Origin of the sequence: Mycobacteroides sp. H001 (assembly GCF_001440005.1) — a bacterium.
GTDB classification, from domain to species: Bacteria; Actinomycetota; Actinomycetes; order Mycobacteriales; family Mycobacteriaceae; genus Mycobacterium; species Mycobacterium gwanakae.
In genome coordinates this window covers 46,428-68,515 of sequence record NZ_LJYH01000042.1, presented here as the reverse complement: position 1 = coordinate 68,515, position 22,088 = coordinate 46,428, and the positions used below count along the sequence as shown (strand labels likewise).

The 22,088-nt window shown below is 64.0% G+C and carries 18 protein-coding genes; 12 read left to right on the top strand and 6 right to left on the bottom strand.

Features of this window, described 5'->3' with window-relative positions:
- Positions 1-67: 67 nt before the first annotated feature.
- The 6 genes from purL to purF all read left to right on the top strand — a co-directional run bounded on the left by purL (position 68) and on the right by purF (position 7,557).
- Entirely contained in the window at positions 68-2,353 is a 2,286-nt protein-coding gene (gene purL / locus AOT83_RS19935) for a phosphoribosylformylglycinamidine synthase subunit PurL (RefSeq protein WP_057965212.1), read from the top strand.
- Positions 2,350-4,152 (top strand): alpha/beta-hydrolase family protein, encoded by a 1,803-nt coding sequence (locus AOT83_RS19930; protein WP_030094217.1) that lies wholly within the window; start codon positions 2,350-2,352, stop codon positions 4,150-4,152. The genes purL and AOT83_RS19930 overlap by 4 nt, the downstream gene beginning before the upstream one ends.
- Positions 4,152-4,793 carry a CPBP family intramembrane glutamic endopeptidase gene (locus AOT83_RS19925; protein WP_057965232.1) on the top strand — a complete coding sequence of 214 codons (642 nt, stop codon included), beginning with the start codon at positions 4,152-4,154 and terminating at the stop codon, positions 4,791-4,793. The genes AOT83_RS19930 and AOT83_RS19925 overlap by 1 nt, the downstream gene beginning before the upstream one ends.
- Positions 4,794-4,828: 35 nt before the next feature.
- Positions 4,829-5,431 carry a hypothetical protein gene (locus tag AOT83_RS19920; RefSeq protein ID WP_030094219.1) on the top strand — a complete coding sequence of 201 codons (603 nt, stop codon included), beginning with the start codon at positions 4,829-4,831 and terminating at the stop codon, positions 5,429-5,431.
- A 44-nt stretch (positions 5,432-5,475) separates the two neighbouring features.
- Positions 5,476-5,862: a sterol carrier family protein gene (locus AOT83_RS19915; RefSeq protein ID WP_030094220.1), complete on the top strand. Its 387-nt coding sequence runs from the start codon at positions 5,476-5,478 to the stop codon at positions 5,860-5,862.
- Between the two features lie 180 nt (positions 5,863-6,042).
- Positions 6,043-7,557 carry an amidophosphoribosyltransferase gene (purF, locus tag AOT83_RS19910; protein WP_030094221.1) on the top strand — a complete coding sequence of 505 codons (1,515 nt, stop codon included), beginning with the start codon at positions 6,043-6,045 and terminating at the stop codon, positions 7,555-7,557.
- On the opposite strand, the gene AOT83_RS19905 is transcribed toward purF, so the two are convergent.
- From AOT83_RS19905 to AOT83_RS19895, 3 genes are all read right to left on the bottom strand, one after another.
- Complete coding sequence (locus AOT83_RS19905) at positions 7,554-8,081, bottom strand: hypothetical protein (protein ID WP_057965211.1); 528 nt, start codon at positions 8,079-8,081, stop codon at positions 7,554-7,556. The genes purF and AOT83_RS19905 overlap by 4 nt on opposite strands.
- A gap of 74 nt (positions 8,082-8,155) precedes the next feature.
- Positions 8,156-9,169: an AraC family transcriptional regulator gene (locus AOT83_RS19900; protein WP_030094223.1), complete on the bottom strand. Its 1,014-nt coding sequence runs from the start codon at positions 9,167-9,169 to the stop codon at positions 8,156-8,158.
- Between the two features lie 342 nt (positions 9,170-9,511).
- Positions 9,512-10,483: an NAD-dependent epimerase/dehydratase family protein gene (locus AOT83_RS19895; RefSeq protein WP_057965210.1), complete on the bottom strand. Its 972-nt coding sequence runs from the start codon at positions 10,481-10,483 to the stop codon at positions 9,512-9,514.
- Positions 10,484-10,689: 206 nt separating this feature from the next.
- Between AOT83_RS19895 and AOT83_RS19890 the strand changes: the two genes are divergently transcribed.
- From AOT83_RS19890 to AOT83_RS19875, 4 genes are read left to right on the top strand one after another with little or no spacing between them, the layout of a single operon-like run.
- Positions 10,690-12,216 (top strand): ABC transporter substrate-binding protein, encoded by a 1,527-nt coding sequence (locus tag AOT83_RS19890; protein ID WP_081343724.1) that lies wholly within the window; start codon positions 10,690-10,692, stop codon positions 12,214-12,216.
- Complete coding sequence (locus AOT83_RS19885; RefSeq protein ID WP_057965208.1) at positions 12,213-13,238, top strand: ABC transporter permease; 1,026 nt, start codon at positions 12,213-12,215, stop codon at positions 13,236-13,238. Before AOT83_RS19890 ends, AOT83_RS19885 begins: the two co-directional genes overlap by 4 nt.
- Positions 13,238-14,179, top strand: coding sequence for an ABC transporter permease (locus AOT83_RS19880; RefSeq protein WP_030094227.1), 942 nt, complete (start codon positions 13,238-13,240; stop codon positions 14,177-14,179). The genes AOT83_RS19885 and AOT83_RS19880 overlap by 1 nt, the downstream gene beginning before the upstream one ends.
- Positions 14,176-15,834, top strand: a complete 1,659-nt coding sequence (locus tag AOT83_RS19875) for an ABC transporter ATP-binding protein (RefSeq protein WP_057965207.1) — start codon at positions 14,176-14,178, stop codon at positions 15,832-15,834. The genes AOT83_RS19880 and AOT83_RS19875 overlap by 4 nt, the downstream gene beginning before the upstream one ends.
- On the opposite strand, the gene AOT83_RS19870 is transcribed toward AOT83_RS19875, so the two are convergent.
- From AOT83_RS19870 to AOT83_RS19860, 3 genes are all read right to left on the bottom strand, one after another.
- A complete protein-coding gene (locus tag AOT83_RS19870; RefSeq protein ID WP_057965231.1) occupies positions 15,831-17,762 on the bottom strand; it encodes an alpha/beta fold hydrolase in 1,932 nt (643 codons plus the stop codon). The two genes, AOT83_RS19875 and AOT83_RS19870, sit on opposite strands and share 4 nt — an antisense overlap.
- Positions 17,763-17,866: 104 nt before the next feature.
- On the bottom strand, positions 17,867-19,279 hold the full coding sequence (locus AOT83_RS19865) for an amidase (RefSeq protein ID WP_057965206.1): 1,413 nt from the start codon (positions 19,277-19,279) through the stop codon (positions 17,867-17,869).
- A complete protein-coding gene (locus AOT83_RS19860) occupies positions 19,276-19,899 on the bottom strand; it encodes a TetR family transcriptional regulator (RefSeq protein WP_057965205.1) in 624 nt (207 codons plus the stop codon). The genes AOT83_RS19865 and AOT83_RS19860 overlap by 4 nt, the downstream gene beginning before the upstream one ends.
- Before the next feature lie 91 nt (positions 19,900-19,990).
- On the opposite strand from AOT83_RS19860, the gene AOT83_RS19855 reads away from it, so the two are divergent.
- Positions 19,991-20,998: a Rieske 2Fe-2S domain-containing protein gene (locus tag AOT83_RS19855; protein WP_057965204.1), complete on the top strand. Its 1,008-nt coding sequence runs from the start codon at positions 19,991-19,993 to the stop codon at positions 20,996-20,998.
- Entirely contained in the window at positions 20,995-22,068 is a 1,074-nt protein-coding gene (locus tag AOT83_RS19850) for a dihydrodipicolinate reductase (RefSeq protein WP_030094233.1), read from the top strand. Before AOT83_RS19855 ends, AOT83_RS19850 begins: the two co-directional genes overlap by 4 nt.
- Positions 22,069-22,088: the final 20 nt, after the last annotated feature.

Genomic DNA, 22,088 nt, shown 5'->3' with positions numbered 1-22,088 from the left:
TCGTCGCTCCGTACGAGCAGCATGGCACGTAGCGAGGGTACGTCGGGTTCGACGTTAGAATCTGTTCGTGACTTCACGGGTTGATACGGTCGACAACGCAACAGCCACCCCCGATCACCCGCAGCCCTTCGCTGAACTAGGGCTCAAGGACGATGAGTACGCCCGCATCCGCGAGATCCTCGGGCGCCGTCCCACGGACGCCGAGCTGGCTATGTATTCGGTGATGTGGAGCGAGCACTGCTCGTACAAGTCCTCCAAGGTGCACCTGCGCTACTTCGGACAGACCACCACCGAGGAGATGCGCTCGGCGATGCTCGCCGGCATCGGTGAGAACGCCGGAGTGGTGGACATCGGCGATGGCTGGGCGGTCACCTTCAAGGTCGAGTCGCACAACCACCCGTCGTATGTCGAGCCATACCAGGGCGCTGCCACGGGTGTGGGCGGCATTGTTCGCGACATCATGGCCATGGGCGCCCGACCGATCGCCGTCATGGATCAGCTGCGCTTCGGTGCTGCCGATGCCCCCGACACCCGCCGTGTCTTCGATGGCGTGGTGCGAGGTATCGGCGGCTACGGGAACTCGCTGGGCCTGCCCAACATCGGCGGTGAGACGGTGTTCGATGCCTCCTATGCCGGTAATCCGTTGGTGAACGCGCTGTGTGCAGGCGTGCTGCGCAAGGAAGATCTGCATCTGGCCTTCGCCTCCGGCACCGGCAACAAGATCATCCTGTTCGGCGCACGCACCGGTCTCGACGGCATCGGCGGTGTGTCGGTGCTGGCCTCGGAGACCTTTGGCGGTGACGAGGCCGACGGTGCCTCTCGCAAGAAGCTCCCCAGCGTGCAGGTGGGCGACCCGTTCACCGAGAAGGTGCTCATCGAGTGCTGCCTTGAGCTGTACGCGGCACATCTGGTGGTCGGCATCCAGGACCTCGGCGGTGCCGGACTATCCTGCGCCACATCGGAACTGGCTTCGGCCGGGGACGGCGGCATGCATATCGATCTGGATAAGGTGCCGCTGCGCGCGACCGGAATGACACCGGCTGAGGTGCTCTCCAGCGAGTCTCAGGAGCGCATGTGCGCGGTGGTGACCCCGGAGAACGTAGATGCCTTCATGGCCGTGTGCCGGAAGTGGGATGTGCTGGCCACCGTCATCGGTGAGGTGACCGATGGTGACCGGCTGCGGATCACCTGGCACGGCGAGACCGTTGTCGATGTGCCGCCGCGGACCGTTGCTCACGAGGGCCCCGTCTACCAGCGCCCGGTGGCCCGGCCCGACACTCAGGACGCGCTGATCGCCGACACTGCAGCAGGTTTGGCGCGCCCGGCCACGGCCGGGGAGCTGCGGCAGACGCTGCTGGACATGATCGGCAGCCCGCACCTGTGCAGCCGTGCCTTCATCACCGAGCAGTACGACCGGTACGTGCGCGGAAACACCGTGCTCGCCGAGCATGCCGACTCCGGCGTGATCCGGGTGGACGAGCAGACCGGGCGTGGAATCGCCTTGGCCACGGATGCTTCCGGTCGGTACACGGTGCTCGATCCCTATAACGGCGCCCGCTTGGCGCTCGCTGAGGCGTACCGCAATGTGGCGGCCTCCGGTGCGACCCCCGTCGCGGTGACCAACTGCCTGAACTTCGGCTCCCCGGAGGACCCAGGCGTCATGTGGCAATTCTCCGAGGCGGTCCGTGGCCTCGCCGATGGCTGTGTGGAGCTGGGCATCCCGGTCACGGGAGGCAACGTCAGCTTCTACAACCAGACCGGCACCACGCCCATCCTGCCTACTCCGGTGGTCGGGGTGCTGGGCGTTATTGACGACGTAAAACGGCGCATCCCTACGGGATTCGGCACCGAACCCGGAGAAACGCTGATCCTGCTGGGCGATACCGTCGACGAGTTCGACGGTTCCATCTGGGCGCAGGTGGCACACGATCACCTGGGTGGCACCCCGCCGAAGGTTGACCTGGCCCGCGAGCAGCTGATTGCCCAGGTTCTCACCGCCGCGTCGCGGGACGGGCTAGTGTCCGCCGCTCACGACCTGTCCGAGGGCGGGCTCATCCAGGCCGTCATCGAGTCGTCGCTTGCCGGCGAAACTGGTTGCCGCGTCTTGCTTCCCGAGGGGGCTGATCCCTTCGTGGCGTTGTTCTCCGAGTCTGCCGGGCGGGTGCTGGTCGCGGTGCCGCGTACCGAGGAGAGCAGATTCGTCGCGATGTGTGAGGCGCGGCAGTTGCCCGCGGTGCGGATCGGTGTTGTCGATCAGGGTTCGGATTCCGTTGAGGTGCAGGGCCAGTTCTCGGTGACGCTGGCCGAGCTGCGCGAAGTCCATGAAGGTGTTTTGCCCGGATTGTTCGGATGAGCGAGACTCCTGGAGTCCCGGTCACGACGAGCACTGTCGATCCCGATGATTGGATCGGCCGCAGTTGGCTGGCGTTCCAGGAGTTAGAGGATCATCTCGAGGACCGGCACCCCTTGGTGGCCTGGGCATGGAATCTGGTGCGGCTGGACTTCAGTGGAATCGCCTTCGGTGCCTTGTTCTTCTGCTTGTCGCTTACTCCGTCGCTGATGCCGCGTACCTGGCTGTTCCAGGGTCTGATTGGCGGAGCTACCGCGGCCATCGGCTACGGCATCGGTGTCGCGCTCTCCAAACTGGTGCTGCGTTTTTGGCTCCGTCACCAGAAATGGTGGCCGCTGCGTGATCGGGTGATGGTGACCGCCAAGCTCGGGGTGGTGCTGCTCTCGGCGGTGTGCTCGCTGGCGATGATCGTGCCCGCCGCACGCTGGCAACGCCAGATCGCGGCGCTCATGGAGACTCAAGGGCCGACGACAATTGAGTACTCAAAATCGTTCCTCGTCTCGATTGCCGTTGGTGCACTGTTTATTTCGGTGGCGCGAGTCTTGCGTGACCTGGTTCGGCTGCTGGCCCGGTTCCTCATTCGGCGGCTGCGGCTGAGTCAGGAGGTATCACTTCTCATCGGTACCGCCATCGTCGCGGTGCTGACCATCATGTTGTTCAACGGTGTGCTGGTGCGTGGCTTCTTCTCCGCGGCCAATGCCTCATTCGGTCCACATAACGACACCACCCGTGCCGGGGTGGAACAGCCCACGCAGCCGGAGCGTTCCGGAAGTCCGGCGTCGCTGGCCTCGTGGGAGAGCCTCGGTTATGAGGGACGCAACTTCGTCTCAGGTGGCTTACATGCCGATGAGCTGACCAAGGTGAACGGTCGCCAGGCCAAGGAACCCATCAGGGTTTACGCGGGCCTGGAGACCGCCGACACCGCCGAGGAACGCGCCGACATCCTGGTGCGGGAACTGGAGCGCACCAAGGCTTTCGAGCGCAAGGCGCTGATCATCGTCCCGACCACCGGAACCGGATGGGTGACGCCGGCCGCCGCGCGCGGTATCGAGCTCATGTACAACGGCGACACCGCGATCGTGGCCACCCAGTACTCTTTCCTGCCCAGTTGGATCTCGTTCCTGGCAGACAAGAAGAAGGCGCTGGCCTCGGGCAGGCTCTTGGTCGACACCGTTCAGAAACGGTGGGCGCAGCAGCCGCAGGGGCATCGGCCCAAGCTGCTCATCTACGGCGAAAGCCTGGGATCGTTTGCGGGACAAGGTGCGTTCGATGGCCTCGGCGATATCCGTGCGGCCGGCGTCGACGGTGTGTTGTGGACTGGTCCGCCGAATTTCAGCCAGATCTGGAATGAGCTGGTGTCCAAGCGCGACCGGGGCACGTTGGAAGCTCTCCCGGTCTACGACAGTGGATTCACGGCGCGTTTCGCGATAGGCCCCGATATCGACGCGCTGGCCAGGCCACCGTGGCAGAACCCTCGGGTGCTTTTCGTGCAGCATCCGTCAGACCCGGTGACCTGGTGGTCCACGGATCTGCTTTTCAGCCAACCGGATTGGCTCAAGGAGGCGCCGGTAGGGGATCGGTCTGTCGCCATGCGCTGGTACCCCATCGTCACCTTCTGGCAGGTGGCCGCCGACCTGGCCAACGCCGTCGGTGTGCCCGATGGGCACGGACACAACTACGGCATCTCCTCGGTGAACGGCTGGGCGGCGATTGCCCCGCCGGAGGGCTGGACCCCGCAGGACACCGAACGCATCCGGAAGGCTCTGGTCGACACCGCGTCGCTCGACGGCCCCGATACGTGATCGCCCGCGTCAGGGTGTTCATCCTCGCCATCGCGCTCGTGGCTTGGCCGGCGGCCCTGGAACGATTCCCGCAACGTTGGCGGCCGCTGATCGGGGCGGGCGCCAGCTCGGTGCTCGCGGCCGCCACCGGTATCTCGCTGGGGCTTCGGCAACCCCAGCTGGCGGCCGGACTGCGGCTCGGTGGCGTGGCCGCATCAGTGGCCGCCGCCATCGTCGGTGCCTCTCCGGCGCTGAAACCGGTGCGCACGTCCATGCGGGAGCGAGATATCGGCCTGCATCCCGCTGCCTGGCTGGGTCTGCACATTCCGGTGGGCACGGTGTGGTCGGAGGAACTCGCCTTCCGCGGAGTGCTGCAGCCCATGGCCATCGGGGCCTTCGGCCGCGGGCTGGGTGGTGTGGTCCAGGCGGTGGCCTTTGGGCTGGCTCATATCCGGCCCGCTCGCGCAGCGGGAGATTCCATCCTGGGAACGGTGCTGGTCACCGGCATGTTCGGCTGGCTGTTGGGCTGGCTACGCGAGCGATCGGGGAGCGTGGCGGCGCCCATGCTCACCCACCTGGCGCTCAATGAGGCGGGCGCGGTGGTAACCCTGTACGTTTCCCGGTCGAATGTCGGGTTGGGGCGAGAAAGTGCGAGCAACTGATACCAAAAGTCGACATTCGGCGGAATACTGCACAGATGGTCTCGAAGTGGATGAGCAGGACCGGTGCAGTGCTGGCCGGTATGGCGGTGGCCGCCGGAGTGGCGCTGGCCGCACCAGCAAGCGCCGAGCCCGGAGCGGGCGCGTCATTACCCGTGTTCGTCCCGTACCCGTCGGACTGGTCGCCGGACACCTCGGTGTTCCCGTACAACATGTGGCAGAACCGCGCGACCGATGAGCAGTTCACGGCGCTGCGTGATTCCTGCCAGTGGTTCAATGCGCAGTACGGCACCTTGATGGGTTCGGTGTACGGATTCCAGAACTACCTACGTGATCACCATGACGTCTGGGCGGCCTCGGGGTCGGACACTGTCGGCAACGTGGTGACCGCCAACCTGGACCAGTCCGCGGCATTCCTGGATCCGCGGGTGCACGCCCTGTACATCACCAACTACCCGGATCAGAGCCAGTACTCGCCGCTCTACAACGGTGACTCGTTCTATCACCTGTGGTTCCAGTTCACTCAGATCAGCGACAAGATCAAGCAGCAGTTGCCATCCGGAGTGATCAACGCCAACATCGCCACGGCCAATGTCTACGGCAACACCATTCGGGACTCGGGAATCTGCGACGGGGCGTAGGTTCCCCGGCCGGGCGCCGGCGCTCCACGGATAGGCTGGCGCACATGCCAGCTCGCCCTCCCGACGCGTCCTCGACGCGGGCGGCAGTACTCGCGATCGCGGACTGGCTGCGTGATGCGCACGCGCCCGAGCCGGAACGCGCGGCACTCGCCGACGCCGTCCGATTCACCGCCCGAACTCTCGCAGCAGATGCTCCCGGGGCGTCCGTAGAAGTACGGGTGCCGCCCTTCGTTGCAGTGCAATGCATCTCGGGTCCGCGTCATACCCGCGGTACCCCGCCCAACGTGGTGGAGACCACCCCGCGTACCTGGCTGCTCTTGGCGACGGGTCTGCTGACGTTGGACGTAGCCACCGCCGACCGCACCGTCACGGTGTCCGGATCACGGGCCGCCGAGATCGCGGACTGGCTGCCGTTGGTGCCGCTCGGCTAGCCAGGCGTCGTGGAACTCGTCGCTCTGGGCACCACGATGAGGCCCCCGTAGTGGCCTCGATCACGTCCGCGACGGTATCCACGGGCACTTTTGCCGGGCGCGGCCTGCCGATTCAGCGTTCAGCTACCTTCACCCGTAGACTGATGTGGTCACCCACCCCCCCACCAGGGAGCAGCCATAGTGACCGCACAGCCGATTGAGTTAGAAAACGACCCTCGTGAAGAATGCGGCGTATTCGGGGTCTGGGCACCCGGCGAAGAAGTAGCAAAACTCACGTACTACGGGCTGTACGCGCTGCAGCACCGCGGCCAGGAGGCCGCAGGTATCGCTGTCGCCGATGGCTCGCAGGTGGTTGTGTTCAAGGATCTCGGTCTGGTCAGTCAGGTGTTCGACGAGCAGACGCTTGCCGCCATGCTCGGACATGTCGCGATCGGGCACTGCCGTTACTCCACCACCGGCTCGGTGACCTGGGAGAACGCTCAACCCGTGTTCCGGACGACTGCCGCGGGCACCGGGGTGGCGCTGGGACACAACGGGAACCTGGTCAATACGGCCGAACTCACCGAACGGGCGCGCGACGCGGGGCTTATCAACCCGAAGACTCCGGGTATGGCCACGACCGACTCGGACATCATGGGCGCACTGTTGGCGCACGGTGCCGCCGATACCACCATCGAGCAAGCGGCGATGTCGCTGCTGCCCACCGTTCGTGGCGCGTTCTGTCTGGTGTTCATGGATGAGAACACGCTGTACGCGGCGCGCGACCCGCACGGGGTCAGGCCGCTGTGTCTGGGCCGTCTCGACACCGGCTGGGTGGTCGCCTCGGAGACCGCGGCCCTGGACATCGTGGGCGCCTCCTTCGTGCGGGACATCGAGCCCGGCGAGCTACTGGCCATTGACGCCGACGGCGTTCGCTCCAGCCGATTCGCCAACGCGACCCCCAAGACCTGTGTCTTCGAGTACGTGTACCTGGCCCGGCCCGACAGCATGCTCGACGGACGTTCCGTGCACTCGACCCGCGTCGAGATCGGGCGCCGGCTTGCGGCCGAACACTCCGTAGACGCGGACCTGGTGATCGGTGTTCCCGAATCCGGGATCCCGGCGGCCGTCGGGTACGCGCAAGGCTCGGGCATCCCGTATGGGCAGGGATTGATGAAGAACGCCTATGTGGGCCGCACCTTCATCCAGCCGTCGCAGACCATCCGCCAGCTCGGCATCCGCCTGAAGCTCAATCCTCTTCGCGAGGTCATCCGAGGCAAGCGGCTTGTGGTGGTAGATGATTCGATCGTTCGTGGCAACACCCAGCGGGCACTGGTGCGGATGTTGCGCGAGGCCGGGGCGGCCGAGGTGCACGTGCGCATTGCGTCGCCGCCGGTGCGCTGGCCATGCTTCTACGGCATCGACTTCGCTTCTCCCGCAGAACTCATCGCCAACGCGGTGGAGTCGGACGACGAGATGTTCGATGGTGTCCGCACCGCGATCGGTGCCGACAGCCTGGGGTATATCTCTGCCGAAGGAATGGTCGCCGCCACCCAGGAGCCCCGGTCGCGGTTGTGCTGTGCATGCTTTGACGGTCAGTACCCGATCGAGCTGCCGAAGGAAACGGCGCTCGGCAAGAATGTGGTCGAAAACATGCTCGCGGCGACCGCACGGGAGACATCAAGCGACAGCGCGGATCCCGTTCAAGCGCGTTAGGACTGACGTCCCCGCGGTGGGTACTCCTCAACGACGGTGACATCCCGAAGCACTTCTGAGTTGGCCTTGATGAGTTCAACCTGGGTGTCGATCATGCCGTCGAGTGCTGTCATGAACGAATGCTGAAGGTCACCGGTCAGGATCACCTCGTCGATCAGGACGAACAGTTCCGCCACCACTGACGGTGTCTGTTCGTAGACGTTGAGCACGACGGTGGCGGTCGCCCCCTGCAATCCCTGCGACACCACCTGATAGCGGCCCCGGCGGGCGGCGAGAAGTTGTGTCGTGTGGGTGATTTCGACGACGACCCATTCGATGGGTGTCATGAGACCGGCGATTCCGGTCTGCGTGGTGAATTCGTCACCGACGGTGAGATCACCGAGCCGACGAGCTCTATCGGTGAACGCGAACGGCGCGTGATTGCCGGGTTCGATGTCGCCGGAGGACGGTAGCTCGAAGTCGGCCACCGAAGAGATTTCCTCAAGACTGCGGGAGAACTCGAAACGCCGTTCAGCCGATAGCAAACTCTCCCCCTCGGATCGCGTTGGCCCGAGGTTACGGGATGGAAGGGGAGCGTGCGATGACCGAATTGGGCGAATTACTTGACCGAACGCGCACCGTCTCGGTACTGAGCCGGCGAAGCTCCCGTCCAGCGCCGGAAGGCGCGGGTAAAAGCGCTCGACTCCGAAAAGCCAAGGCGGATCGATAGATCGCTGAGAGATTCTGCTCCGCTCTCCAGGCTCCTGATGGCTTCATCGCGGAGTGCGGCGTCCCTGATTTCTCGCACCGAGGTGCCGAACTCGCTTCGAAGGGAACGCTGTAGGGCCGAGGATGTCATGTTCAGAGCGGTCGCGATATCGCTCACGCTTGGAATCCTCTGCCCGATGCTAGATCTGACGATTCGCTCGATACGCTCGGGCAACTGCTGGTCATAACCTCGGACGTCGAACCAGATCTCTTCGGGATGGTCGAGGAGCGATGTTATCTCCGCCTCGGTGCGCAAGATCGGGGCGTCGAGGACCTCGGCATCCAGAATCATTGTGGCCGAAGCACTACCGAACTCGATCGGAGCCCTGAGGATATTACTGTGATCCGACCGTCCGATCGGGCGTGCTTGCGGGACGCGAATGCGTTCGACGCGGATCGACCGCATCGTCAACCAGCTCCAGACTCGCACGACGATGGCCAGGCTCCACTCGGTCACCGTGGTGTCGGGCAGCTTGAGCGCGGATACCTCGATCTCCACGGTGGCGCGATCTCCGGATCTGGTTGCCGTCATATGCGGTACCAGCGGCATCGCGTCCCGGAATGTCGTCCAGCGGTCCAATGCCGCGCCGGCATTTTCCGAGGTTGCGAGGCTGAACAAGAGGACCTGAAGCGTCTCGGGCGGGACCGGCATGGGGCTGATGCCGAATGACAGGTCGCGTGTGCGGGCAAGCACCTCGCACACCATGGTTCGAATCTGCCCGCGGCTGAGCACCGCAGGCTCGCCAGTAAGGAATCGCGGTGAAACCTGCACATCCATCAGTATTTTGGCGGCGTCTATGCCCTGTCGCTGTGCCAGTTCCGTCGCCACGGTGCCCCAATGCGGCGGGATGGACAGCTGCTCCACGTCACCTCCAGATTCAAGATTCGAGAGGTGATCTTGGTATAAATTGTTGCCAGTTTCAACTACCACGACGCTGCGGCACGTCAATTGCACGCGCGCGCAGGGCCTCTGCCACCTCGACCAATATGGGCGAATAGCTCGGGCCGTTCCCTGACGGGCAGGTTATCGCGATTTCCCTTCCTATGTCCGTGATTTCGACATGGGTGATCCGGCTGCCGCATCCACGAGGTGGCCGCTGACCTGGCCTCCCTGGGCAAGTCAGGGAATTCGACCAGGAGCTCATACGGGAACCTGGCAACGCCCCGATCGATGTGCTGGTGCCCAATGTGGGGCTCGCGCGCGGGGCTAGAGCCGACCCGAACTGACGAAGAAGTCCACCAGCTCGGTCACCGTTGTCGCCGTGGACCGTGGGTCATAACCGAGCTCGGTCCGGGCTTTGGTGATATCGACGGCGGGTGACACGGTCAGTTTGTTGAATGCGGCGCGGCTCAGTGCATCATTCTTCAGCAGCTTGCCGATCGGCTCGATGACCGGGATGGCAGCGTTGAGAAGTCCCATGGGCAGCGCGAACAACGGGCCGCGCTTGCCGACGTGCTGAGCAGCCAGACGGCACACCTGCAACAGGCTGCCCATGTAGCCGCCAAGGAGGTAGTTCTCGCCGGTGCGGCCCTTCTCTCCGGCCAGGTAGAGGCCGGCCGCGACGTCGCGGGCATCGACAAGGTCGTACTGGCTGTTCACCATGCCGGGCAGTCGGCCGCGTGCACTGTTGAACAGCAGCTGGTTGATCCGCGACAGGTTGGGCAGGTCCACTGGACCGTAAACCCCGGTGGGGTTGCCGATGACGGCATCGAGCCCGGACTCGATGACCTCACGCACAGCTACTTCTCCACCCCATTTGGAGCGCTGGTAGACGGGCAGGTCGGCACCCGTCGAGCGCGGCGACTTCTCGTCGATGGTGGACACGCTGTTGGAGTACGAGTCGATGGAGCTGCAGTGCACCATCCGGCGGGCTCCGACGGTGAGGGCGGCCTGCGCGACGGTACGCGCACCTTCGGTGTTGATGCGCCAGCACAGCTCGTCTTCGTGCTTGAGGGTGATGACGGCCACCAGGTGGTAGACCACCTCGACGCCTTCGAGGGCCTTGGTCATCGACGCCAGGTCGAGTACATCGCCGGATACCCAGGTCACGGCGCCGCGGGTCTCCGGTGAGCTGGGCACTACGCGGTCGATGGCGACCACGTCATGGCCGTTCTCCACGAGGAGATTGACTAGGTTGGTACCAATGAAGCCGGCGGCTCCGGTGACGGCAGTCTTCATTTCAGTCCCTCATGTGGCTCGGGTGTCGTGACCGCCCGGCGCTGACGCGGACGGCGGGATCGCAACCAACCTACCTAACGCTCGCTTGGTCGGCCTTGTGACATGTATTGCACCGCACCTCAGCGGGTTGGGGCAAGTGTTGCCATACTCGTCGGATGCGCAAACTGGCCGTGGCCGCATCCGTGCTGCTCGTTGCCGGGTGTGGGGTGGGTAGGCCACCGGGAGCTGTCGACGGCGAGTACCTCACGGTGGGCACTACGGACCGCGTGTCCACCCTCGACCCGGCGGGGGCCTACGACAATGGCTCGTTTCAGGTCGAGAACCAGGTCTACCCATTTTTGATGAACTTCACCCCGGGGACTGGGGACCTCAAACCCGACTTGGCGTCATCGTGCGGCTTCAAAAACCCCACGGTGTACAGCTGCACGCTCAAGCCGGGCTCCGTGTTCGCCAACGGGCACAAGCTGACGTCCTCGGATGTGAAGTATTCGTATGACCGCGAGCGCGTGATCGACGATACCAACGGGCCGCAGTCGCTGCTGGCCAATCTCGATCGTGTTGAGACGCCCGATGACCTGACCGTCGACTTCCGGCTTAAACTCCCCAACGATCAGACGTTTCCTCAGGTGCTCGCCACCAATGCCGGACCCATCATCGATGAAGAGGTCTTCCCGGCGGACCGGCTGCTCGATGACGACGCCATCGCGCGCGCCGAGCCGTTCGCAGGCCCCTACACCATCACCTCGCACAGCAAGAACCAGCTGATCGGGCTGCGGGCCAATCCCACATACATTGGCGGACTGGGTAAGCCGCAATGGGAGCTAGTCGGTATCAAGTACTACACCGGTGGCGAGAACCTGAAGATCGACATCGAGAACCGGGCCATCGATATCGCCTACCGGAGTCTGTCCCCCAACGATATCGAGACATTGCGGGTCAATCCCCGCCTTGCCGTACATGAGGGGCCCGGTGGCGAGCTCAGATACATCGTCTTCAATCTCAAGACCATGCCGGGCGGCACGGATGCCCAGAAGCTCGCCGTCCGCCAGGCAGTGTCCTCGTTGGTCGACCGTGAAGCACTGTCCCGCAACGTGTACAAGGGAATCTATACCCCGGCCTATTCGGTGGTGCCGGACTCCATGGCGGGTGCTACCGAATCATTCAAGACGCTCTATGGGGCCAAACCCAACGTAGATTTGGCTCGAAAGTTCTTGTCCGATGCCAAGATTTCAGTCCCGGTGCTGATTAATCTGCAGTACAACCCGGATCATTACGGCAGCAATTCATCGGAGGAGTACGCGGCGGTCAAGGGACAACTTGAGTCGTCCGGCCTTTTTCGGGTCGACTTGCAGTCGACAGAGTGGGTCGCCTACCAGGAGAGGCGGTCATCGGACTCGTATCCCGTATATCAGTTCGGTTGGTTTCCCGATTTCCCCGATCCTGACAACTATCTGACGCCATTCTTCATGCCGGACAACATGGTCGTGAACCACTTCGAGAACGACACCATCACGCGGCTCATCACCGCCGAGGCCACCGAACCTGACCGGGCCAAGCGCCTGAGCATCATCGGGCAGATCCAGGACCTGATGGCGCGGGACCACATTTCGACGCTGCCGCTGCTCACCGGAAAACAAATCGCGGTGTCGGTGAAGAATGTCGACGGGATCAAGCTCGGCCCCTCATTCAAATTCCAGTTCACTCCGCTGAAGAAGACGGGCAGCGCCGCATGAGCACCACGCTGCTGCGCTATCTCGGGGTACGTCTGGCACTGATCATTCCGACGGCATGGATCCTGATGACGCTGGTGTTCGTGCTCATGCGCGGTATCGGCGATCCCATCACCGCCCAGGCCGGTGGGCGGCTCACGCCCGCAGAGATCGCCAAACGCAAGGCCGAGGCGGGGTTCGACCGGCCCATCTGGACCCAATATTGGGAGTACCTCAGCGGCGTGCTGCGCGGGGACTTTGGGCGCACGTTGACCGACAAGCGATCGATCACCGACATCATCGTGGTCAACGGTGCCGCGACCCTCGAGCTTGCCACCGGTGCGATCCTCTTGGCCTTGCTGGTGGGTATTCCCTTGGGGCGGCTGGCGGCAACGCATCGTGACAAGGTCACCGACGTGTCGTTGCGGCTGGCGGCGGTGTTCTTCTACGCGGCCCCGGTGTTCTTCGTCGCGATCCTGCTCAAGCTCTTCTTCTCGGTGAAACTGGGATGGTTGCCGGCCTCGGGGCGCAGCACCGTAGGGACCGAGATCGCGCTGGATGCCATGCCGCACCGCACCCACCTGCTGCTGGTGGACACCGTGTTGTACGGCAACAGTGGATATTTCGTGGACGCGCTCAAACATTTGGTGCTACCGGTGCTGGCGCTCGGGCTGCTGACCGCGGGGGTGTTCCTGCGATTGGTGCGCGTCAATCTCCTGCAGACGTTGCGTGCGGGGTATGTGGACGCGGCCCGCGCCCGTGGGCTTTCGGAGAGAGTCGTCGTGGGGCGGCACGCCTTCCGGAACTCACTGGTGCCGGTGGTCACGGTGATGGGTATGCAGATTGCCATGCTGCTCGCCGGTGCCGTGCTGACCGAAACGGCCTTCGAATGGAATGGATTGGGCTCACAACTGGCGCACTATCTTTCGGCGCGTGACTTCGTCGCCGTGCAGGGCATCGTCACCGTGATCGCGATCATCGTCGCGGTGATGAGTTTCGTCATCGATGTGGTGGTCGCCCTTATCGACCCGAGGGTGAGGTTCTGATGACGGCATCGGTCAGGACACCTCTGGGGGACCGGCTGCGCGGCCTGCCGGGTGTGGGTCTGTTGCGTTCCACGCATGGCCTGCAGCGGTTCACACTGGTGGCCGGTCTGGTCCTGGTCGCGGTGTTCATTCTCGTTGCGATACTGGCGCCCTTGTTGGCGCCGTACGGGTTCGCCCAGACCAGTGCGGACGGTGTTGATTTCGTCCGTCAGCACGCGCCGTCCTGGCAGCACTGGTTCGGAACGTCGGTGCGTGGTGAAGATGTGTTCTCGCGGGTGCTGTTCGGTGCCCGCACCGCACTGCTGGTCATAGTGACCTCGCTGGTGGTGTCCCTGCCGGTGGGCGTGGCGCTGGGTCTGACCTCCGGCTACCTGGGCGGCTGGCTGGACCGGGTGCTGGTGCTGGTGATGGACGCGTTGTACGCCATGCCCTCCCTTCTGCTGGCCATCGTGGTGTCGATTGCGGTCACTGGTGGTCAATCCAGCACCGGCGGAGGCATTCTCGCCGCAGCCATTGCCATCATGGCCGTCTTCGTGCCCCAGTACTTCCGGGTGGTGCGCAACGCCACCGTCGGCGTCAAACAAGAGCCGTTCGTTGACGCCGCCCGGGTCACCGGGGCCAGCACCCCACGAATCTTGTTCCGGCACATCCTGTCCAATGTCACCTCGTCGCTACCGGTGATCATCACCCTCAACGGTGCCGAGGCCATCCTGACGCTGGCAGGACTCGGATTCCTCGGCTTCGGCATCGAACCCACCCAAGCCGCCGAATGGGGCTATGACCTGAACAAAGCGCTATCGGATGTGGCGAACGGCATTTGGTGGACGGGCGTCTTTCCCGGTACCGCGATTGTGCTGGTGGTGCTCGGGATGACGCTGGTGGGCGAGAGTCTCAACGAGATCATCAACCCACTCCTGCGGACCAGGCGGGGGGAAGCATGAGCGAGAAGGAACCGTTGGCTGCTCTGTCGTTCCGGTCGCTATCGGTGACCTTCAGCACCGACAGCGGCTCCGTGGCTGCTGTTCAAGATGTGTCATTCGACGTCAGGCCGGGAGAGGTGCTGGCAGTCGTCGGGGAGTCGGGCTCGGGCAAGTCGGTGTCCTCGCGTACTGCCATCCGGCTGCTCCCCGAGACCGCGCGCATTACCGGTTCAGTCCTGCTCGACGGCCGCGACGTGACCACGTTGTCGGCTCGCGAGCTGACAGCCATGCGCGGCAAGGACATCGCCATGGTTTTCCAGGAGCCGGGTGCGGCACTGGATCCACTGTTCACCATCGGATACCAAGTGAGTGAGGCAGTCCGCGCGCACTCGGATATGACACGCGCACAGGCCCGCGCACGTGTCATCGAACTACTGAAGCTTGTACAGCTGCCCGATCCGGAGCGTCGTTACGACTGTTATCCGCATCAGCTCTCCGGTGGCCAGAAACAGCGCGTGGTCATCGCGATCGCCATCGCGTGTGACCCCACGGTCATCATCGCCGATGAACCGACCACGGCCCTGGACGTGACAGTGCAGGCCGAAATCCTGGAACTCCTCAGAGATCTGCGGGACAGGATCGGCAGTGCGATCGTGCTCATCACCCACAACATGGGTGTGGTGGCCGATATCGCCGACCGAGTCGTCGTCATGAAACAGGGGAAGGTCGTCGAAATAGCGCCGGTGGAACAGCTTTTCGCTGAGCCAGCCGAACCGTACACCCGGGCCTTGCTGGCGGCGGTCCCGCACCTGGGACAGGGAGACCCCGAACATGCTCCCACCCAGGCCGGGGAACCGGCCGAGCCTGTCCTGGAGGTGTCCGGACTGGTCGTGGAATTCCCCGGTCTACTGGGTCGTTCGTCCTTCCGTGCGGTCGACGATGTGAGCTTCAGTATTGCCCGAGGGAAGACCCTCGGGCTGGTGGGGGAGTCGGGCTCCGGAAAGTCGACCATCGGGCGATGCGTGGCCGCGCTGCAGCAGCCTGCCTCGGGTTCGGTGCGGATGCTCGGGCAGGAGCTTGTGGGCATGAGTCAACGCAAGCTGCGTCCGCTGCGTGCCAAGTTCGGGTTCGTCTTTCAGGACCCCGCAACCTCGCTGAATCCGAAAATGCGTGTGGGTGACTGTATTGCCGAGCCCATGCGGGTACACCGGTACGGCGATCAGCGCAAGATTCTCACCCGCGTGGCTGAGTTGATCGATGCCGTGCAGCTTCCGGCCGGCACGGAAAATCGTTATCCCCATGAACTGTCCGGGGGGCAACGCCAGCGTGCCAACCTGGCCCGGGCGCTTGCCCTGGGACCCGACCTGTTGGTCGCCGACGAGCCCACCAGCGCGCTTGACGTGTCGGTGCAGGCGGCCGTCCTGGACCTGTTCGAGGAACTGCAGCGTCAGTGGCAGTTCGCCTGCCTGTTCATCAGTCACGATCTGGCCGTGGTGGATCGACTGGCCGACGAGGTTGCGGTGCTGCGCCATGGTGTCCTGGAAGAGTTGGGTCCGCGCCGCGAGATTCTGCATAACCCCTCCACCGAATACACCCGCACATTGGTTGCCGCGGTGCCGGTTCCGGATCCGATAGAGCAACGCGAGCGCCAACGTAGTCGCCAGCGCAGCCTTTAAGAGTTGCCCGCGGCGTGTTCGTGGGATGGCCCGTCCGTGGACTTCTTGTGGTCGCCGGAATCCGGGCGGGAGCCCGCACCCGAATGTCCCGCCTTGCTGTCGCCGCTACCCGCTGCCGATCTAGGGCCTGATCCCGACGTGCTTGTGGTCGCCTTCGGTGTGGAGGACTGTTGCCCGCCAAGGCTGCTCGATGATCCGGTGCGTGTGGATGTGCCGTTGGTGGCATGCAGCCCGGTGCCGGTGCCTGTGGTCGCCGTGCCGCTCGTCGCGCTATCCGTCGGCGACTTCGCAGTCTTCGAGGTCTTCGTAGACGGCGAATCGGTTGCGGTGCCGCCAGTCGGGTGCTCTGCGGGTTTGGCGCCCGTCGTTGTCCCGCTGCGCTCGGCCACTCCATTGGCACCGATGCCGATTTTCGGTGTGATTCCCGTGGGCTGGGACGCCGAGGGCTTCTGGTCCGTCTTGGCAGGGTGATCCGCCGGTAGGGAGCTCTTGGTGCTCGGCGCCCGTTCGGCAGGGGTGCTGGCGACTGTCACACCGTGCGTTTCGCTGATGGAGACCGACTGACCATTGCGCTTCAGCGTGACATCGCGCCCCGCTACCTCGAGTGTCGCTCCCGAGGGCGTGGTGACCGTGGTGCCGGTGACGGACTTGCCAACCGGTTCACGAGATTGCTTGGCAGGGTTCTGTTTTGCAGTCCCGGGTTGCTCGTCGATGGTCGCGACTACCTTCCCGCCTTCGGACACGGTTGTCGTGCCGCCGTCCCGGGTGAGCGTGGTACCCGGATTGGCCTTGACCTGATCGGCCGTGCGCGGCGCCGACTGGCTGGACTTGAGGTAATTGGTCACCGCCGAGATGACGTCTCCGGTGTTCAGGCCGTGGTCTACCGCCCCACCTTGCGGCACGCCCGGCAACGAATGTACTTCCATGTTGACCGCAGTGGAACCCGGTGCCGCTGTGATGAATTGAGCTCGGTACGGCGTGGCCACCACATCGTCCTTGGTGCTCACCACCAGATAGTCGACACCAGGTTTGGTGTCCGGAAGTTTGTCGAGCTTCTCAAGAAATCGGCTGCCGACGGTTTGTTGCGCTAACGACGGCCACGCCAATGTGCTGGCGGCCGTGTAGATCACGTCTTTGACGGGCTTCCAGCCGTTGATATCGACGGAATTGCCGACGGGGCCGATGAAGTCCGCAAGCCCGCTGAAGGTGGTGCCGTGGGTCGACGGCGCCAACTGAACGACGTTGGCGACCCTGTCAGATTTGTCTTGCGCCACGAAATTCTTGATCAGGAGGCCGCCCTGTGAGTGGCCCACCAGGTCTACCTTGCCCGCGCCGGTTCGGTCCAAGACTGTCGCTACCTCGTCGGCGAGTTGTTGGGTGGACACCTCGACGTCACCGAATCCGCGCAGCCCGATCTTTTGTCCGATCGACCCGACGAGACCCTGGAATCCCTTCTGTCCGTATTCGAAGGTGAATGCCTTCATTCCGGCATCGTGCAGGCTTGTCGTCATCGCGTCCCAGTACTTTTGATTCTCGGCGGTCCCGTGTACCAAGACCACCGGGATACTCCCGGGTGTGGGGCTGCCGGCTTCGGAGGGGGACGTGAGGGATTCGGACGTGATGACCGCGTCGAGTCCACGGCCGTTCTCGCGCGGGTTCAGTGCGACGGTGGCGCGCCGGGTGATCGTCAAGGATTCCAGAGGTGTCGAGCTGGAGGTCAGGGAAATGAAGCCCGATTCGACCGTCAGTGTCAGCGGACCGGACACGGACTGCTGGGGCCTCACCCGCAGGGCAGCGGGCGTTCCGTCTGTGACAACCAATGATGCGACCAGGGATGTGGCCAGCAGGACGCGCAGCCTGCCAGCACGCGGGTGATGTGAAGACGGATTCCGGAGGTCACTGCTCGCGCGGTGCGACGCCGTCGGCATGACCACGACGGTAGGTGTTCAACCGGCCGATCGCATGTCGAGAACGCCAATTTTGTTGCAACACTGGCGGTTTGTGACTGGCATCACGGTGGGCGTGCGGTCGGCTAGTCCAGAAGTGAGAAGGGCCGCGCCTCCTCGATCTCCAATGCCAACTCGAGCAACGTGCGCTCACTGCCGCGACGACCACTGAACATGACCCCGATGGGCAGACCGTCGGGATCCTGGCCGAGCGGCAGCGATATCGCCGGTGCACCGGATGCGTTGTGTACCGGAGTGAATCCCACATAGGAGCTCAGCTTGTCCAGCAACACCTCAGGATCCTGGTCCGGGGTGAGGTACCCGATCCGCGGCGTGGTGTGGGTCAGCACCGGAGTGAGCACTGCATCGATGCCGGTGGTAAACCCGCGCTCGTACACCCGGGCCGACGCGGCCAGCCGGGCCAAGAACAGCGGCGTGCGGTACGACCGCCGGACAAACCTGCGGCTGAGCCCGACCGTGAGCGGATCCAGCCGGGTGGCGTCGAACCCGTCGAACAGCCGGGGGCCGCCCTTGGCGACCGCGAACGCCAAGAAGGACCAGTAATCCTCGAAGTCGACCTTGAAAGAGGGCAGCACCGCCGGTGCGTACGGCTCGACGGTGTGGCCAAGGGATTCAAGCAATTCCGCCGCGGAATTCACCGCTTGCCGGGTCGCGGTATCCGTGGCCGGAGTGAACGGGGAATCCATGCACAGCCCGATGCGCAGCCGCCGCTGCACCGGGCGATCCACGCGACCGATAGGAGTCAGCTTGGGGTTGCGATAGTGCAGCTCGGCCGCCTCGAAGAACCGTGCGCAGTCGCGGACGCTGCGCACCAGCACCCCGTCGGCGACGATCTTCACGGGCGCCGAGCCGCTCGACGGATCGCCCAAAAGCCTTCCGCGACTGGGTTTGAGGCCTACCAGACCGCAGGCCGCCGCCGGAATCCGGATGGAACCGCCGCCGTCGTTACCGTGCGCGATCGGTACCACCCCGGCAGCCACCAGTGCCGCCGAGCCGCCCGAGGATCCTCCGGCCGAGAAGTCGGTATGCCAGGGGTTGCGGGTGACCGAGCCGCCCGAACGTTCCGTACTGGCCGACCATCCGTATTCGGGCATGGTTGTCGATGCGATGGGGACCAACCCGGTGCTGAGGAACTGCTGCGTGAATGGTCCGTCTGCGGTCTGCAGTATCGGTGTAATCGCCGCGGAGCCTTCGGTCAGCGGCATGCCCGCGACATGGATGTTGCACTTTGTCGCGGTGGGCACGCCCCGAAAAGCGGAGTGTTCGGCGGCGTCCTCGATCTGTTGTGCGCGTTCCCGTGCCCGCGGAAAATCCTTGAACTCGACCGCATTGAGCGCAGGGTTGACGCGCTCCAGGCGCACAATGGCGGCGTCGGCACACTCTGCGGCGGTGACCTCGCCCGAGGCGATCCGCTCCGCAACCCCGGTGGCATCCAGGTCGCCCAGGGCGTCCTCGGTGAATGCGTGCACGCGTGTCATGCGTGACCTCCTAAGTAGGCGACGATCGCGTTGGTCAGCCCTCGGCGGGCCTCCTCCAGATCCGAATAGGTTCCCAGCTGTTTTTCCGACACAAGTCCACGCATGGCACCGGGAATGAAGGCTGCCACCTCGCGCACCCGGACTGGATCCACGTCTAAACCGTCGAACGCCAGTTGGCACGCCCGCGCCCAACGATGCTTCCATGAGGCCAGCTCGGCGCCGGTGTGGGGGTACAGCCGTTCCAACTCGGCAGATTCGTGGGGCAGTGCCCGGCGCAGGTTCTCGATGGCCCGGGAGTCAGGCGACGTCAACCCCCGATAGAGGGTTTCGACGATCTTGCTGACCCGGCGATCCAGTGGGCCTTCGGGATCGGACCGCCACGGCTGGTCGCCGCGGCGCTCGGCGGTGCGCTGCAACACCGCAGCCCACAGGCCGTCGATATCACCGAACTGGTACTTCACCGCGCCCCAGGTGGCACCGCACTCCTTGGCGATTCTGTTCGCCGACACGGCGGTGGGATCACCCGAGGCAAGTACCCGCAGCGCGGCATCGAGCATGCTCTCCCGGGTCGCCAGGCCGCGGCGGTTGGCGCGCCGCCCCGTGGCTACCCCTTCGCTCATCTCAGTGATGCTAGCCGCCGAAGAATTTTTCATAGAAGTCTCTGTGAAAAATGCGGGGAGTGGATTACTGTCGCCGCGTAGGGAGGTTCCGATGCCGAAGCCGCCGTTGTCGATGAAGCCCACGGGATGGTTCCAGGTCGCATGGTCGGCGGAGATCGCCGTGGGTGCCGTGCACCGGATGACCTACTTCGGGCGCGAGATGGTGGCCTGGCGCGGGCACTCGGGTGAACTCGCCGTCATGGATGCCTACTGCGAGCACCTCGGCGCGCACCTCGGGCACGGTGGACATGTCGAAGGCGATCGCATCGTCTGTCCCTTCCACGGCTGGGAATGGAACCGCGACGGCAAGAACGTGTGCATTCCCTACGAAAAGCGGCCCAATCCGTTGCGGCGCATCAGAAGCTACCCGGTCGTCGAACGCAACGAGGCCGTGTACATCTGGCACGACGTCGATGGCCTCGACCCGTATTTCGACGTCCCGGACGTCTTCACCGGATTCGAAGACGGCAGCAGCGCCCAGGACTACTACCCTGGCTATCCGCACAGCACCCTGTATCGCGAACGCCTCCAACTACATCCGCAGTACGTTCTCGAAAACGGCGTCGACTTCGCGCATTTCAAATACGTGCACAAAACTCCCTTCATTCCTAAGTTCACCCGGCAGGAGTTCGAGCGGCCCGTCTCCTATGTCGACTTCACCATCGCCTTCGACGAGGTGCCGGGCATGTCTGCCGAAGACATGAGAAGTGGTGTGCGGGCCATCAACGGCGGACTGGGTGTCGCCGTCACCAAGAGCTGGGGGATGATCGACAACCGCACCGTCTCGGCGGTGACCCCCGTCGACGACGAGACTTGTGACGTCAGATTCACCGTCTTCATCGGAAGGCCGCCCGAGGGGGAGCCCGGCGGCGCGGCGGAACCCCCGCAGAACGCAAAGGCCTTTGCGCAGGCCATCATCGACCAGTTTCTCGCCGATATCCACATCTGGTCGCATCAGCGTTACTCGGACCCGCCCGCGCTGGTGCGGGCCGAATACGAAGGCTTCATCGCCCTGCGGAAATGGGCGGCCCAGTTCTATCCGGAGGATGTCCGAACATGAGTGGAATCAGGGTCTTTCAGGTGGCGACTGGAAACGTCGGCACTGAGATGATCAAACGTATCGCCCAGCATCCCGACCTCGAGCTGGCCGGATTGCATTGTTACTCAAGAGAAAAGGTTGGCCGAGACGCCGGTGAGTTGGTGGGTCTGGAAGCCAATGGCGTGATCGCCACCGGTACCGTCGAAGAGATCATTGCCGCCAAACCCGATGTGCTGACCTTCCACGGTGTGTTCCCCGACGAGGATCTCTATGTGAAGGTGCTCGAAGCGGGCATCGACATCGTCACCACCGCCGACTGGATCACCGGACACCACCGCGACCAGAACCACCCGCATCCGTCGGGGCGGCCGACAACCGAGGTGCTGCAAGCCGCGTGCGAGCGTGGCGGATCCACCTTCTATGGCACCGGGATGAACCCGGGGCTCACGCAGATCCTGGGCGTCATCCACTCCTGTGATGTCGCGGAGATCGAAAACGTGACGGTCATCGAATCGGTGGATGTGTCCTGTCATCACTCGGTGGACTCCTGGGAGATGGTCGGATACGGACGCCCCATCGATGACCCGGAGATCCCGGCACTCCTGGAGAAGGGTACGCGTGTCTTCGCCGACGGCGTGTACCTGATGGCCGACTGTTTCGGCCTCGAGCTCGACGACGTCACGTTTTCCTATGAGCTGGGCGCGTGCACCGAAGACATCGACCTCGGTTGGTACCGATTGCCCAAGGGCTCCCTGGGTGCCAATTACCTGAAGTATCAGGGGATTGTCGGCGGCATCCCCAAGGTCGAGGTGCATGTCGAATGGCAGATGACCCCCAAGACGCAGCCGCATTGGAACGTCAAGGGCTGCTACATCACAAAGATCCAGGGTGACCCCTGCGTGTACAGCAAACACATGGTCATTCCCAGGCCTGGCACCGATTTCTCCGACCCGGCCGCCTTCGCATCTGTCGGAATGACCGTCACCGGGCTGCCCGCGCTCAACGCCATCCGGAGCGTCATCGATGCTCCGCCCGGCATCCTCACCTCGGCCGACCTGCCACTGCGTGGATTCGCGGGACGGTTCAAGTAGGGCTGTGCGGACACCGCTGC

Bases quoted from the DNA above. Each gene is read 5' to 3' on its own strand.
- AOT83_RS19930 (WP_030094217.1), top strand. From the start codon at position 2,350: ATGAGCGAGACTCCTGGAGTCCCGGTCACGACGAGCACTGTCGATCCC.
- AOT83_RS19920 (WP_030094219.1), top strand. From the start codon at position 4,829: ATGGTCTCGAAGTGGATGAGCAGGACCGGTGCAGTGCTGGCCGGTATG.
- AOT83_RS19915 (WP_030094220.1), top strand. From the start codon at position 5,476: ATGCCAGCTCGCCCTCCCGACGCGTCCTCGACGCGGGCGGCAGTACTC.
- AOT83_RS19895 (WP_057965210.1), bottom strand. From the start codon at position 10,483: ATGAAGACTGCCGTCACCGGAGCCGCCGGCTTCATTGGTACCAACCTA.
- AOT83_RS19885 (WP_057965208.1), top strand. From the start codon at position 12,213: ATGAGCACCACGCTGCTGCGCTATCTCGGGGTACGTCTGGCACTGATC.
- AOT83_RS19880 (WP_030094227.1), top strand. From the start codon at position 13,238: ATGACGGCATCGGTCAGGACACCTCTGGGGGACCGGCTGCGCGGCCTG.
- AOT83_RS19875 (WP_057965207.1), top strand. From the start codon at position 14,176: ATGAGCGAGAAGGAACCGTTGGCTGCTCTGTCGTTCCGGTCGCTATCG.
- AOT83_RS19870 (WP_057965231.1), bottom strand. From the start codon at position 17,762: ATGCCGACGGCGTCGCACCGCGCGAGCAGTGACCTCCGGAATCCGTCT.
- AOT83_RS19865 (WP_057965206.1), bottom strand. From the start codon at position 19,279: ATGACACGCGTGCACGCATTCACCGAGGACGCCCTGGGCGACCTGGAT.
- AOT83_RS19860 (WP_057965205.1), bottom strand. From the start codon at position 19,899: ATGAGCGAAGGGGTAGCCACGGGGCGGCGCGCCAACCGCCGCGGCCTG.
- AOT83_RS19855 (WP_057965204.1), top strand. From the start codon at position 19,991: ATGCCGAAGCCGCCGTTGTCGATGAAGCCCACGGGATGGTTCCAGGTC.
- AOT83_RS19850 (WP_030094233.1), top strand. From the start codon at position 20,995: ATGAGTGGAATCAGGGTCTTTCAGGTGGCGACTGGAAACGTCGGCACT.